16 protein-coding genes are annotated in these 13066 nt (G+C 44.4%); 3 read left to right on the top strand and 13 right to left on the bottom strand.

Translation table 11 applies throughout. The annotated features are described in order from the left end of the window. Positions 1 to 22: 22 nt before the first annotated feature. The 5 genes from mnmE to rpmH form a co-directional block, all read right to left on the bottom strand. A complete protein-coding gene (gene mnmE, locus R2103_RS01275; RefSeq protein ID WP_317532038.1) occupies positions 23 to 1378 on the bottom strand; it encodes a tRNA uridine-5-carboxymethylaminomethyl(34) synthesis GTPase MnmE in 1356 nt (451 codons plus the stop codon). 75 nt (positions 1379 to 1453) lie between these two features. After that, on the bottom strand, positions 1454 to 3382 hold the full coding sequence (gene yidC, locus R2103_RS01270; protein ID WP_317529765.1) for a membrane protein insertase YidC: 1929 nt from the start codon (positions 3380 to 3382) through the stop codon (positions 1454 to 1456). 140 nt (positions 3383 to 3522) lie between these two features. After that, on the bottom strand, positions 3523 to 3732 hold the full coding sequence (yidD, locus tag R2103_RS01265) for a membrane protein insertion efficiency factor YidD (protein ID WP_132427095.1): 210 nt from the start codon (positions 3730 to 3732) through the stop codon (positions 3523 to 3525). Then, positions 3720 to 4064 (bottom strand): ribonuclease P protein component, encoded by a 345-nt coding sequence (gene rnpA / locus R2103_RS01260; RefSeq protein ID WP_317529764.1) that lies wholly within the window; start codon positions 4062 to 4064, stop codon positions 3720 to 3722. The genes yidD and rnpA overlap by 13 nt, the downstream gene beginning before the upstream one ends. Before the next feature lie 46 nt (positions 4065 to 4110). Next, on the bottom strand, positions 4111 to 4245 hold the full coding sequence (gene rpmH / locus R2103_RS01255) for a 50S ribosomal protein L34 (protein WP_090317686.1): 135 nt from the start codon (positions 4243 to 4245) through the stop codon (positions 4111 to 4113). 263 nt (positions 4246 to 4508) lie between these two features. Here rpmH and R2103_RS01250 point away from each other — a divergent pair, with 263 nt between their 5' ends. Then, positions 4509 to 5234 carry an RNA methyltransferase gene (locus tag R2103_RS01250; RefSeq protein WP_317529763.1) on the top strand — a complete coding sequence of 242 codons (726 nt, stop codon included), beginning with the start codon at positions 4509 to 4511 and terminating at the stop codon, positions 5232 to 5234. Between the two features lie 21 nt (positions 5235 to 5255). Here R2103_RS01250 and argB read toward each other — a convergent pair whose 3' ends face one another. Both argB and R2103_RS01240 read right to left on the bottom strand, forming a co-directional pair. Next, entirely contained in the window at positions 5256 to 6143 is an 888-nt protein-coding gene (gene argB, locus R2103_RS01245; protein ID WP_317529762.1) for an acetylglutamate kinase, read from the bottom strand. Between the two features lie 61 nt (positions 6144 to 6204). After that, positions 6205 to 6714: a chemotaxis protein CheW gene (locus tag R2103_RS01240; protein ID WP_317529761.1), complete on the bottom strand. Its 510-nt coding sequence runs from the start codon at positions 6712 to 6714 to the stop codon at positions 6205 to 6207. 112 nt (positions 6715 to 6826) lie between these two features. Here R2103_RS01240 and R2103_RS01235 point away from each other — a divergent pair, with 112 nt between their 5' ends. Together R2103_RS01235 and R2103_RS01230 are read left to right on the top strand one after the other, a co-directional pair. After that, a complete protein-coding gene (locus tag R2103_RS01235) occupies positions 6827 to 7405 on the top strand; it encodes a BON domain-containing protein (protein WP_317529760.1) in 579 nt (192 codons plus the stop codon). A gap of 21 nt (positions 7406 to 7426) precedes the next feature. Then, complete coding sequence (locus R2103_RS01230) at positions 7427 to 8803, top strand: FAD-binding oxidoreductase (protein WP_317529759.1); 1377 nt, start codon at positions 7427 to 7429, stop codon at positions 8801 to 8803. A gap of 89 nt (positions 8804 to 8892) precedes the next feature. Here R2103_RS01230 and cyoE read toward each other — a convergent pair whose 3' ends face one another. The 6 genes from cyoE to R2103_RS01200 all read right to left on the bottom strand — a co-directional run bounded on the left by cyoE (position 8893) and on the right by R2103_RS01200 (position 13023). After that, positions 8893 to 9786 carry a heme o synthase gene (cyoE, locus tag R2103_RS01225; protein WP_317529758.1) on the bottom strand — a complete coding sequence of 298 codons (894 nt, stop codon included), beginning with the start codon at positions 9784 to 9786 and terminating at the stop codon, positions 8893 to 8895. Between the two features lie 77 nt (positions 9787 to 9863). Beyond that, on the bottom strand, positions 9864 to 10445 hold the full coding sequence (locus R2103_RS01220; protein ID WP_317529757.1) for a hypothetical protein: 582 nt from the start codon (positions 10443 to 10445) through the stop codon (positions 9864 to 9866). Continuing rightward, entirely contained in the window at positions 10414 to 11136 is a 723-nt protein-coding gene (locus R2103_RS01215; protein WP_317529756.1) for an SURF1 family protein, read from the bottom strand. The genes R2103_RS01220 and R2103_RS01215 overlap by 32 nt, the downstream gene beginning before the upstream one ends. Before the next feature lie 221 nt (positions 11137 to 11357). Then, positions 11358 to 12215 (bottom strand): cytochrome c oxidase subunit 3, encoded by an 858-nt coding sequence (locus R2103_RS01210; RefSeq protein ID WP_317529755.1) that lies wholly within the window; start codon positions 12213 to 12215, stop codon positions 11358 to 11360. A 36-nt stretch (positions 12216 to 12251) separates the two neighbouring features. After that, the gene (locus tag R2103_RS01205) at positions 12252 to 12461 is read right to left on the bottom strand and encodes a DUF2970 domain-containing protein (RefSeq protein ID WP_090317714.1); all 210 of its coding nucleotides are present in this window, start codon (positions 12459 to 12461) and stop codon (positions 12252 to 12254) included. A gap of 10 nt (positions 12462 to 12471) precedes the next feature. Further along, positions 12472 to 13023: a cytochrome c oxidase assembly protein gene (locus tag R2103_RS01200; protein WP_317529754.1), complete on the bottom strand. Its 552-nt coding sequence runs from the start codon at positions 13021 to 13023 to the stop codon at positions 12472 to 12474. Positions 13024 to 13066: the final 43 nt, after the last annotated feature.

The raw sequence follows: 13066 nt of genomic DNA, 5'->3' as shown, positions 1-13066 counted from the left end.
AAATTAATAGGCGCTGGCGGTATTACTTACCAATGCAAAAATGCGAAAAAATTTCCCCGAGCAAATCATCGGCGGTAAATTGTCCTGTAATCGACGACAAAACGTTTTGCGCCAATCTCAACTCTTCCGCCAGCAGCTCCAATTGATATTCACCTTCCGTGAATCTCTGCGCATTTTCCAGATGCTTCTTGGTTTGGTTCAGGGCTTCCAGGTGGCGCTGTCTGGCCATAAACACACCCTCCCCGGCCTGATTAAATTGCCAGCCTGCGATTTCCAATATTTTGCTGCGCAGTAGTTCAATACCCGCGCCCGTTTTGGCCGAAAGATAAATGACGCTGTGTCCTTCCTGATCTTCAGTTCTTGGATTCTCACTGACTAAATCAATTTTGTTGAATACCGTGATTTGCGGTTTACCGGCCGGAATAGCATGTTGTGCCGGATTGTTTTCAGCGGGCTGGGGTTGACTGCTGTCAATAAGCCGGAGCACCATGTTGGCGTCCCTGATCGCAGCATGCGTACGCTCAATGCCTTTTTGTTCAACCACGTCCTGGGTTTCTCTCAGTCCGGCCGTATCGATGATATGAATCGGCATACCGGCAAGGGAAATAGTGCGTTGAATTGTATCGCGTGTGGTTCCGGGAATTTCTGTGACGATAGCGGCCTCTTCTTGCACCAATTGATTCAATAAGCTGGACTTACCGACATTGGGCGCTCCCGTCAAAACGATGCGAATACCCTCCTGCAACAAATTACCTTGCCATGCAACCAGAAATATCTGCTCAAGCAGCGTATAGATTTGCGCTAATTTCTCGTCGATGCGTAACGTTTGCAAATTATCGATTTCATCTTCGGGAAAATCCAGTGTAGCTTCTATGAGCATGCGCAGCTTAATCAATAAACTGACGAGTTCTTCAATCCGGGATGAAAAATGTCCTTGCAATGAGTTGATTGCGCAGCGCGCTGCTTCATGGGTACTGGCTTCGATAATCGCTGCGACGCTTTCCGCTTGAATCAAATCAATCTTATTATTGAGATAAGCGCGTAACGTAAATTCACCGGGTTGCGCCAAACGGGCACCGGCCGCAAGACAGCGATCGAGCAATAAATCCATGACGGCTGGACCGCCATGCCCCTGTAACTCTAGGACATCTTCGCCCGTGTAGGAATGAGGTGCAGGAAAGTAGAGCGCGATACCTTGATCGATGACTTGTCCACCGGCATCCAGAAACTGGCTGAGACACGCATAACGCGGTTTCGGGAGTCCACCAAGGATTGCTTCCGCCAATTTTGTCAGATGCTTGCCGGAAATCCGAATGACTCCGATTCCACCGCGACCGGGCGGGGTTGCAATTGCTGCAATGATATCAGAGCCTGCTATAGATCATCTCCATGACTACTTTGCTGTAACTGATCATGATGGGTCATTGATGATGAAATAACCCGTCATGATTTTTTATTTTTTCTTCGCTTTTTTGCCAGCAGGGGCACTCTTCGCTTTTACCGGCGCTTTGCCTTTAGCGGAAGCAGCCGCTTGGCTGGATTGTTGCTGTTGTTTCTCATTTTCTTGACTGCTGGCAGCGGCAACAGTTTCTACTTTAACTGCCTCCTCTCCTTCGTCAGTCAGCACAGCTGGTTGAGAATTCTCTTTAGCTGGCTCAGGTTTGTTCTTACTTTTCTTCCGGTTTCTATCCTTGTTGGCTTCTTCTTCGGCTTTATTCTCAAACATGCGTGTTATTTGCCATTGCTGTGCAATGGACAGAATATTATTGCAGAGTGAGTAAAGCACAAGCCCCGCCGGAAAGAAGAAAAAGAACACGCTGAAAGCAACCGGCATAATCTGCATGACTTTTGCCTGAATTGGGTCAGTGGGTGTCGGGCTAAGTTTCGATTGAACCCACATCGACACACCCATAATCAATGGCAATACATAATAGGGATCGGGTACCGACATGTCGGTTATCCATAGCGCAAGCGGCGCATAACGGAGCTCAACGGCAGCCAGCAACGTCCAAAACAGTGCAATAAATACTGGAATTTGCACCAGAATCGGCAAACACCCTCCCATCGGGTTAATCTTCTCTTCCTTGTAGAATTCCATCATCGCTTGGTGCATACGCTGACGGTCACTGGCATATTGCTCACGTATCCGCTGCAATTTGGGTGTCACCAGCCGCATTTTTGCCATCGACCGGTAGCCCGCAGCCGACAGTGGAAAAAACAGCAGCTTGACTGTTAATGTCAGCAAAATGATCGCCGCGCCCCAGTTATCAGTCCATGAATGATAAAAGGAAAGCAACCAGAAAAGCGGTACAGCCAAGACTGTTAACCAGCCATAATCCACTGTCAATTCGAGGCCGGGCGCCAGCTCGGCAAGCTTATTCTGCTCCTGTGGACCTGCATAGAGCGGCATCGTAATATTTTTCACTTGTCCTGGCTCAACAACGCCAACCGGTGCAATAACGCCCGCAGTATATTGATTGGGTGCCAAACGCTTGGCAAAATATTCACGCGGGGTGTTTTGCGGAGGCAACCAAGCCGTCAAGAAGTAATGCTCGAGCATGGCGATCCAGCCATTATCCGCATTGGTGGGATATTCCGCTTTATTTTTATCGAGATCGGAGAATTTTATTTTCAGGAATTTTTCTGCGTCTGTATACATTGCGGCACCAGTGTACGAATGTACCATGGTGCTGGCACCGGTAGGATCGTTCCCATCCCTTAGCATTTGAAAGTACGAGAACGGCATGATCGTAGCTTCGCTATGATTTACGATCTCAAACTCAACATCAATAACATAACTGCCGCGATGGAAAGTATAAATCTTGGCGACCTGTATACCATCCACTTCCGGTGCAAGAAGTCGTACCACAATCTTGTTCTGCCCGGATTCAAGTTCATAATTATTTGAATCTACAGTGTACTTTGTTTTGTGATTGGGTAATCCATCGCCAATCAATCCGGCTTGAGCAACCTGAAACCGTGCGGCTTTATCCAACAACAAATCGTAGGGTTTGTTCACGTCCTCTCGGGATGGGTGCGCAATCAAACCGAGCTGACGGATATCACCGCCTGCAGTATCGATTTCCGCAACAACCAGATCTGTTTTGACATGAATTTTCTCACCGATTGTAAATAGATTCGGTGTCACGGATGAATTAACACCATCAATTTCCGGAATGGCCCCGGATCCTCCGGCTGCGGAAGCAGTCAATTCGTCGCTGGGTACCGGCAATGATGGGTCATGGCGCTGATTCGCGGAACCCGAAACCGCTCCGGACATGACTTGTGAAGCGGGCGGATATAATTCTTTTTGCCATGCATCCCACAAAAACAATAGTGACGTGGAGAAAATGATGATAAGTACGAGTTTTTTTGTTTCCATTATTTATCTAATCAAGTTAATTTTTCGACAAAACCGTTCAGTTATTGTTTTTTTCATTTATCGCAGCGCTATTTTGTCGAAAATTTTGTACATATACAGCAATAAATTATATGCTTAACTACAGTCGAACTGACTTGGCATCAAGGAACGGGCTCATAACCACCTTTACTCCAAGGATTGCATCGCAGGATGCGCCAAACACTCAACCGCGTTCCATGGAATAAACCATATTTTTCATATGCCTCAAGAGCATATTGTGAGCAAGTCGGACTAAAACGGCACGATGGCGCAAACAGGGGGCTGATACAATATTGGTAGAATTTTATTAAAGCAATAATTAACCGTGACATTGCTGTAGTTGATGCATTAGTAATTGTGTCTCAGCCGCCAGTTTCTTTAGTTCATCGCTCCGAACAGGCCGTCGCAACCGCATAACCCAATCCATTTTTATCGTTTGATCGTAAAACCGGTTCTTACGAAATGTCTCCCGCAAAATGCGCTTAATCTTATTGCGCTTTACTGCGGATCGTTCAATTCTCTTTGCAACAATTAGACCCAGCCGCGCATATTCAAACTCATTCGGTTTCATATAAATTTGAATTAAATCACCGTTGGTCTGACATCGTAAATTGATTACTGCTGCGAATTCCGTTGCCTTATGTAACCTGTAGCTTTTCGGCAAAGAGTAGGTTTCAACAAATCTAAAAATAAAAATTATCCGATCAGATTTAAACGCTTAATCGAGCACGGCCTTTTGCCCGGCGAGCGCGAATTACAGCCGCACCACCGCGCGTTCTCATGCGCACTAGAAATCCATGTGTACGTTTTCTTCTTGTCACTGAAGGTTGATAAGTACGTTTCATTTTTCTCTCTAATTTATTTGGTCAATAGAACCGCGTATTAGAACTTGTTATGGGGTTTTATGTCAATATTTTTCTAAATTCATTTGCAAATAAAGACCTTAATTATCCCTCACAGCAACTCCTCCGTAAGCAGAATTATACAAAAAATCCTGACGCACCTTCAGATGCGCTTTACCGATTGTTTTGTTTTGCTAAAATCGGATCGATTGATATAAATTGGCAAAGTCATTAACCGCGCACGCCGCTTGAGATCACCCATTCACATGAACACACCTTGTCCGCTAGATAACATCCGTGTCGTGCTAAGCCACACGAGTCACCCCGGTAATATCGGCGCGGTTGCGCGTGCCATGAAAACAATGGGGCTGCATTCATTGTATCTGATCAATCCGAAATGCTTTCCCGACGCGGAAGCTGACGCCCGGGCAGCCAATGCCATCGATATTCTGCAACAAGCTAATGTATGCGTAGAACTTGACAAGGCATTGGAAAATACCGTTCTAACCGCAGCAGTTACCGCGCGGCCACGCGAGCTATCGCACGCCATTTTCGATGCACGGCAGGGTGCAATGGAATTAGTGCAGCAAGCACGGCTGCAACCGGTAGCGTTGCTATTTGGCCGTGAGAATTCCGGCCTGACCGCTGCGGAAGTGAACAAGTGCCAGATCATTATTCATATCCCTGCAAATCCACAATATCCGTCGCTGAATCTGGCGAGTGCCGTGCAAGTGATGGCTTATGAATTGCGCATGGCAATTACCGAAAATCCAACACGTCCGGCCGTAAGTGGAGTACCGGCAAACTTCAACGAACTGGAATTATTGTATGCACACCTTGAACAGCTGATGACCGCCAGCAGTTTTCTCGATCCGCAGAAACCCAAACTACTGATGCAGCGCATCCGCCGCTTGTTTGCCCGGGCGCGCTTGGAAAAAGAAGAAGTTCAGATTCTACGTGGCATTTTGACAGCTCTGGGCAAGCGCTGGTAGCGGTGCTTAGCGGATTATCCGCTAATTTTCCTTGATCAATGTACCGATCCCTTGATCGGTCAAAATCTCCAGCAGCAATGCATGTTCTACTCGCCCATCAATGATATGGCAGGATTTAACCCCTTTCTTGACAGCATCGAGTGCCGAGCCAATCTTGGGCAGCATACCACCGGAAATGGTGCCATCGGCAAATAATTCATCCACTCTTTGCGCAGTCAGTCCAGTTAGCAGGCTGCCCTCTTTGTCCAAAACACCCGGAATATTGGATAACAGAATCAGTTTTTCTGCCTTAAGGATTTCCGCCAATTTACCAGCCACCAGATCTGCATTGATATTGTAGGACTCGCCGTCTGCACCCACACCGATCGGTGCGATAACTGGAATGAAATCCTGAGTATCGAGGAGCGCGATCAGCGCAGGATCAATCGACTCGATCTCGCCGACTTGACCGATATTAATCCATTTTCCAGCGGTTTCCCGATCTGCCATGAGCATTTTCTTGGCGCGAATAAAAGCACCATCCTTACCTGTTAGACCGACTGCTTTACCGCCATGACGATTGATCAGATTCACGATATCTTTATTCACCGATCCGCCCAATACCATTTCAACCACATTCATGGTCTCAGCATCGGTTACGCGCATGCCTTGGATAAATTCACCTTGTTTGCCGACACGCTTAAGCATTTCATCGATCTGCGGACCGCCGCCATGCACAACCACCGGATTCATACCGACCAGTTTCAGCAGCACAACATCACGCGCGAAACCATGTTTCAGATTTTCTTCAATCATCGCATTACCGCCATATTTAATGACGATGGTCTTGCCATGAAAACGTTGAATGTACGGCAGCGCTTCAGCCAGAATCTTGGCCTTGTCTTTTGCAACGATAGGGGAAGTCAGCATAATTTTCTCAATCTCTTTTCAAACAAATCCAAAAACAAGCCACGAATGGCACACAAATTTCTCATTCGCGTGCAACTTGTAAAAATTTTTCATCACCGATTAATTTAAACAAACTCAACTCCCGCCATTGCCGCCCTTCTGCATCTTTATATTGCGCAGTAACGCACTTAGGTAACTTTTTCTTTGCCAGTTTTGCCGGCACGAACTCGGACAAATCCCTGATCCCCAACATGCTATTGACAATAAAACCGCCATACAGCTTATTCCCCGGCATGACCAGCAGAATGCGTGACTTTAAATTGAATGGCACCGGATCGCCGCCCAGATAAACACCAAGATCCGTAATACCGTAAAGATTTCCGCGTACATTGGCTAACCCAAGAAACCACGGTTGTGTCAGCGGGACATGTGCTAACTTGGGTATCGCGATCACTTCACTGACTTCCGTCATCGGTATCAGATAACGATCTTCGCCCACGGCAACACCCAGCACTGCTGATGAGGTTTCACTGTTATCTATGCCTGGCATTTGTGCGGTCAGCAATTGTAGAGATTCTTTTGTGTCCATCATCTGCGTAAAATTACAACTTTTGTAGCTTCATCGCGAGGCAATTGATTATTCGTTGTCCGGTTATTTTACTGTATTATCGGTCATTAAATTTTGAATTCTACGGAGTGGAAAAATGAAATATTACGATCGCTGCTGGTTATCTCTTTTGATACTCCTGCCCTTCTTGACGGGGTGTGTTCCTATGTTTGCCATCGGCACCGCAGCAGGAACGGGAGCGTACATCTCTGAAGATCGCAGAACCAGTGGTATGTTCATCGAGGATGAAGGTATTGAACTGAAAAGTTCGCGGCGCATTCACCAGCAATTTGGCGATAAAGTGCACATCAATATCACCAGCTATAACCGCATGGTTCTCTTGACCGGCGAAGCCCCCTCAGAGGACATCAAGACGGATATCGGAAAACTTGTGATGGGCGTTGATAACGTACGCAGGATTTTCAACGAAATTGCGGTTGCCGGACATACTTCATTAGCCTCCCGCAGCAATGACACGCTGCTGACCTCCAAAGTGAAAGCACGCTTTCTTACTGAACGAAAATTTCAAATCAATCACGTCAAGATTGTGACTGAAAACGAAGTTGTTTATTTGCTCGGTGTCGTGACACGTCAGGAAGCGGACAATGCCGCGCAAATTGCCAGTTCAACTTCAGGCGTTAAGAAGGTCGTCAAAGTATTTGAATATTTGAATTAAGCAATCAAGTAATTAGTAAACATGCTGCCGGAAAATCTGCTTGTTGAATTACATGCCACATTTCCGCCGGATCGGTTCTATACCGATCCGGTAGACTGTTATGCTTATGCGTATGACAATAGCCGCAAGATTTTTCCTCCTGATGCCGTGTTGTTTCCGCTCACCACCGCAGAAGTAAAAAACATCGTTGCCCTCTGCAATCACTATCGAGTACCGCTTATTCCACGTGGACGTGGCACGGGGACAGCGGGCGGCAGTTTGCCGGAATTAGGCGGTATAGCGTTGTCGATGGAGCGCATGTTGAACATTATTTCAGTTGATCCCGCTAATCGGGTAATTGTTGTAGAACCCGGCGTATTGAATCAAGCCGTGCAAGATGCGGCGAAGCCGTATGGTTTTTTCTGGCCGCCAGATCCTTCCAGTGCGATGTTCTCAACAGTCGGTGGAAATATTGCAACTGGCGCGGGTGGACCACACGCTGTCAAATACGGTACAACCCGGGAACATGTTTTAGGTTTGAAAGCCGTTACTGCCGCAGGTGATTTTATTACCACCGGTTGCTATACCACCAAAGGTGTTGTCGGCTATGATCTCACGCGCCTGCTGATTGGTTCTGAAGGCACACTGGCTGTGATTACGGAAGCGACGCTTAGACTGACTGCATCACCTGCCGCCGTTGCCGGTATCACAGCGCATTTTCGTGATTTAACGAGCTGCACGGCAGCCATCGTTAAAATTATGGCACAGCCACAACTGCCTAGTGCACTTGAATTCTTGGATTCCGGTTCACTGAATCTGATACGAGGCCGCTACCCTGCCATGCTCCCGGTGGATACCAATGCCATGCTGATGATCGAAGTTGATGGTTTTCACAATGATATTACCGATGCAATCGCGGTCATTCTATCCGCATGCAAATCTGACGGCTTAATTCATGCAAACCAGGTAGAAAATACAGCCGTACTCTGGCAAGCGCGCAAGGCGCTCTCACCACTGCTGCGTGAAATTGCACCGAAGAAAATCAATGAAGATGTTGTCGTGCCTGTTAACACATTGCCGCAATTTCTGCATGGATTGACGCAATTATGTGCGCACTATCATCTACAGAATGTGAATTTTGGCCATGCCGGTAACGGTAACATCCATGTTAACCTGCTGATTAATCCTGATGATGCGGATGAAGTAACACGAGCGGAACGCTGCTTGGATGAAATATTCGACTTAGTGATCAAGCTTCGCGGTACGCTTTCAGGAGAACATGGCGTGGGTAGTGAGAAAAGAGCTTTTGTAAGCAAAGAAATTGATTGTGTGACTTTGGATTTAATGCGGAATATCAAAAAACTGTTTGACCCCAATAATATTCTTAATCCGGGCAAATTATTTCCCGCAGTCGAATAAGCTTGAAATTTCAATTGCCAAACTGCGCTTGCGATATTTGATCATTACAGCAGCTTATCAAATATCACAGGCGCAGCTTAGTTGCTCATCTAAAAAAAGAAATAGTGATCCATAAGCAACGCAACAAACAGCAGCGCTAAATAAAGTATCGAGTAGCGGAATGCTTCACGAGCCAGTTGATCGCTGTAATTACGATAAATCTCTATGGCGTAGTACATAAAAATGCCATTTAATATCGTTGAACTCACCAAATAGATCATTCCGCTCATTTGAGTTACGTATGGCAGAAAGGTGACTACACACAGAATAACGGTATACAACAATACCTGCAATTTTGTGAACTGGTCGCCATGTGTCACTGGCAACATTGGCATGCCAATTGAGGCATATTCATTCTTTCTATATAACGCAAGGGCCCAAAAATGGGGCGGAGTCCATGCAAAAATAATCAGAAAGAGTAATAACGCATCACTTGCGATCTCTCCAGTCACCGCTGTCCATCCAAGTACCGGAGGCATAGCGCCTGATGCGCCGCCAATTACGATATTTTGTGGTGTCAGTGGTTTCAGAATTACAGTATAAATAATGGCATAACCTACAAAAGTGCCTAATGTCAGCCACATGGTCAATTCATTTACCCATTCATATAATATGAAGAGTCCTGTGCCGCCAACAATCATCAGGAAAAACAGTGTTTCTGGCACACTTACTTTACCTTGCGGTAACGGACGACCCTTTGTCCGGGCCATAACAGCATCCATTTTTTGTTCAACTAAGCAATTCAATGCGGCCGCGGCCCCTGCAACCAGTGCAATACCGATGGTGCCCAATAGCAAAATATCTAAAGGTACAGCACCTGGAACAGCCATAAACATCCCTATAACAGCGGTAAATACGATGAGAGATACAACACGCGGTTTTGTCAGTCGATAAAACTGGTTGATTCGTGTTGCTGTTTCATTCAACGCCATACTGATAGCCATCTTATTAACCTCCTTGCAAATCGAATATTTTTTATTTATTAGTTACATAGTTTTCTACGAGGAGAAAACTGCCAGTCTTAATGTTCTATCTGTGATACGTGCAGCAGTCTTTTTAAATCCTGCCCCATTTTGGTTCCATTAACTTTTTCTGGAAATCGCATCATTAAATTACCCATCGGATCGATGAGATAAATATGTTTTGTTTGCGTTTCAGCATTTTCTATAAAACTTAAAATTTCACTATTTTCAGCATTCACAAAAAACATGCCTTCATATTCTTTAATAAGTTCAGCATCGGGTGCACTATCGTCATTTATGAGCCATAACCGCTCGATCCGATGTTTTTGTTTTCCTTGCACAAGTCTTACTTGACGCATGAAATATAATTTTTCTTTGCACGCTTCATCGCAATGACCAGAATCTACCGTGACTAATACCCATTTACCATGCAAATCCTTCATGCGTAGAATCGTGTTATCTGTAAGATTTGTACCTTTTCCCGTAACCTTCACAATAGGCAGCAAATCACCATAATGTGTACTAATAGGTCTATATTCGAAGAAATAGAGTGCATATGAAATTATTACCGGAGAACACATTAGTGCTAGCAATAATAAAAACTTACGTCTATTTGTTTTTTGAATTTTTTCGTTTGACATTCAACACTATGAAAATAATTACTGCTGTCGCAGCTAATGAAAACCATTGAATCGCATAACCGATATTTTTAGAAGCACCCGAATCAGGCTTACTCCAATCTCGTATCAATCCGTCTTTTTCTTCACTTTTCTGTAGAAGCATCAGCGGCTGCAATGTTAAACCAGTAATTTCTTGATACCGCTGTATGTCGAAATTATCCCACACCTGTCCTTCATTAGCTCTATCCGAAATCTCGAGCGTTCTGATTTCAGGCGACGTTGCAATTCCTGTAATTTTTACTTCACCACGTACTTCCGCGACGGCAGGTAATACTGACCGATCCGATCCTGTTGCAACCCAACCTCTATTTACTATCACATAAAGCGCGCTGTTCAAAATTTTAAGCGGCGTGATAATGTGGTAGCCTGCTCGACCATGGTATGTTTTGTTATCCAGATAAATTGTATGCTCCGGTAAGTATTCACCACTTACCTCCACATCACGATATTGAAAATCTTTTAACTTTACCAAAGTACCAGGCAATAAAACTGCGGGCTGTTTTGCGTATTGTTCCAATTGCTCAAATTGCGCACTTTTTTCTTCTGCACGCGATAATTGCCATTTACCCAACTCAATAAAAATTATTACAGAAACAATCGTGATTGCAATTGCCCACAGTTTTGGTTCAAAGCGATACCCCAATAGATTCATTTTATTTGAATATTGCTATATGAATTGTGAATTGCTTCTGAATGAACTACCGGAATCCGATATTTTTATTGAAAGCTGCAATCTAAATTGTTGATTAGTTAATCGTTTAAACAAAGATTCCAGCCGTTTACACACTTTATTGCTGCGCTTTCACTTTAACTTGAAATTCACAACTTTTTCGGTGCAAAGGCTGGAATCTTAACTTGCTATGACTGAATAATTTACATCAGATACACAAACACAAACAATCCAAGCCATACCACGTCAACAAAGTGCCAGTACCATGCCACACCTTCAAAGCCAAAATGATGTTCTGGCGTAAAATGACCTGCTACGCTTCGGAAATAAATCACAATCAGCATAATCGTACCGATTGTCACATGGAAGCCATGGAATCCGGTCAACATGAAAAAAGTAGAACCGTATGCACCTGATGTCAATTTCAGATTCAAATCATTATATGCATGAATATATTCGTATGCTTGACATCCAATAAATAATGCACCTAAGAATATAGTCGCCAGCAACCATAATTTCAGTCCGTCACGTCTGTTTTCTTTCAGTCTCCAGTGCGCAAATGTAACTGTAACGCCTGACGTTAAAAGCAACATTGTATTAAATGCTGGCAATCCCCATGCACCCATCGATGTAAATTTCTCATGCACGCCTGGACCAGCTGTCGGCCATGTACCGTCATAGGTTGACCAGAAAGAATTACCTAACACTGTGCTTTCTTCTTGCAACCATGGTATCGAAAGGTTGCGCATGTACCACAACGCGCCGAAGAATGCGCAGAAAAACATAACTTCAGTAAAGATGAACCAACTCATTCCCCAACGAAAAGAGCGATCCACTTGCTCCCCATATTTACCACTCTCACTTTCTCTGGCTACTGTTCCAAACCAACCAAACAACATATAAATTAAAATTGCAAAACCTATCGCTAATAGACCGTAACCTAGCTCTATTTTATTCATGGTCAGAGCTGCGCCTGATCCCATAAACAAAATCGCCGTTGATCCAATAATTGGATATGACGATGGAGCTGGGACGTAATAATGTCCTGATTCTTGACTCATTCTTCTCTCCTCCTACTTTTATGTTTTTCTCAAATTCTAACTAACAACTAATCTGACTAAAAGCATCACGCTTATTACAAAAAGTGCACCACCTATAATTCCGCCGATGATTAATTGAACTGGCTTCAACGTTGCCGCATCTTTTTCAAGATCACTTTTTTTTCGTATTCCCATAAAGGCGAACATTACTGCTTTTGCAACTTGCCAAATTGTTCCACTGGTTTGTTTATCAGTAACATTGTTCAACTTCTATCCCCTATTTTTTGGTCGTACTACCACCATCTGGTAATTCAAAAAAAGTGTATGAAATCGTCACAGTATCCACATCGGCTGGCAATCCCGGTTCAACTACAAATTGAACCGGCATTTGCCTTGTTTCATTCGCTTTCAGCACTTGCTTTGTAAAGCAAAAACACTCAAATTTCTTTAAATGTTTTTCCAAAAACCGTGGACTATAACTAGGTATTGCTTGTCCCGCTATCTCACGATTTGAGCTGTTTGTAATTTCATACATCACAGTAATCGGCTCTCCTGGATGAATGCGAGCGCTCGATTGAAGAGGCTTGAATTGCCAAGGTAATCCTCTTATATTGGCATCAAACTCAATTGTGACCCAACGCGTTTCATCCACCCAGTTATCTTTAGTTAGAACATCTGGCTGCAACAGATTATTAATTCCGGTTACTTCACAAAACTTCTCATAAAATGGGACTAATGCATAACCAAATACGAACATCACTAATGAGAAAATCATTAGCTTCTTAAACATCAGCACGTTCGCTCTAGAATTGCTATTTATCAATCCCATTGTTTTATGATTACCGTTATATAAAGCGCTAATACAGTCATTA

The organism is Nitrosomonas sp. Is24, from assembly GCF_033063335.1.
Taxonomy (GTDB): Bacteria; Pseudomonadota; Gammaproteobacteria; order Burkholderiales; family Nitrosomonadaceae; genus Nitrosomonas.
Note: the sequence above shows the minus strand (reverse complement) of the source record. Positions and strands in the feature narration are given on the sequence as shown.

Coding starts and splice junctions, on each gene's coding strand:
- R2103_RS01230 (WP_317529759.1), top strand. CDS start 7,427: ATGCTGCCGGAAAATCTGCTTGTTGAATTACATGCCACATTTCCGCCG.
- R2103_RS01220 (WP_317529757.1), bottom strand. CDS start 10,445: ATGTCAAACGAAAAAATTCAAAAAACAAATAGACGTAAGTTTTTATTA.
- yidC (WP_317529765.1), bottom strand. CDS start 3,382: ATGGAAACAAAAAAACTCGTACTTATCATCATTTTCTCCACGTCACTA.
- yidD (WP_132427095.1), bottom strand. CDS start 3,732: ATGTCACGGTTAATTATTGCTTTAATAAAATTCTACCAATATTGTATC.
- R2103_RS01240 (WP_317529761.1), bottom strand. CDS start 6,714: ATGATGGACACAAAAGAATCTCTACAATTGCTGACCGCACAAATGCCA.
- cyoE (WP_317529758.1), bottom strand. CDS start 9,786: ATGGCTATCAGTATGGCGTTGAATGAAACAGCAACACGAATCAACCAG.
- R2103_RS01215 (WP_317529756.1), bottom strand. CDS start 11,136: ATGAATCTATTGGGGTATCGCTTTGAACCAAAACTGTGGGCAATTGCA.
- R2103_RS01235 (WP_317529760.1), top strand. CDS start 6,827: ATGAAATATTACGATCGCTGCTGGTTATCTCTTTTGATACTCCTGCCC.
- R2103_RS01200 (WP_317529754.1), bottom strand. CDS start 13,023: ATGGGATTGATAAATAGCAATTCTAGAGCGAACGTGCTGATGTTTAAG.
- R2103_RS01210 (WP_317529755.1), bottom strand. CDS start 12,215: ATGAGTCAAGAATCAGGACATTATTACGTCCCAGCTCCATCGTCATAT.
- rpmH (WP_090317686.1), bottom strand. CDS start 4,245: ATGAAACGTACTTATCAACCTTCAGTGACAAGAAGAAAACGTACACAT.
- argB (WP_317529762.1), bottom strand. CDS start 6,143: ATGCTGACTTCCCCTATCGTTGCAAAAGACAAGGCCAAGATTCTGGCT.
- R2103_RS01250 (WP_317529763.1), top strand. CDS start 4,509: ATGAACACACCTTGTCCGCTAGATAACATCCGTGTCGTGCTAAGCCAC.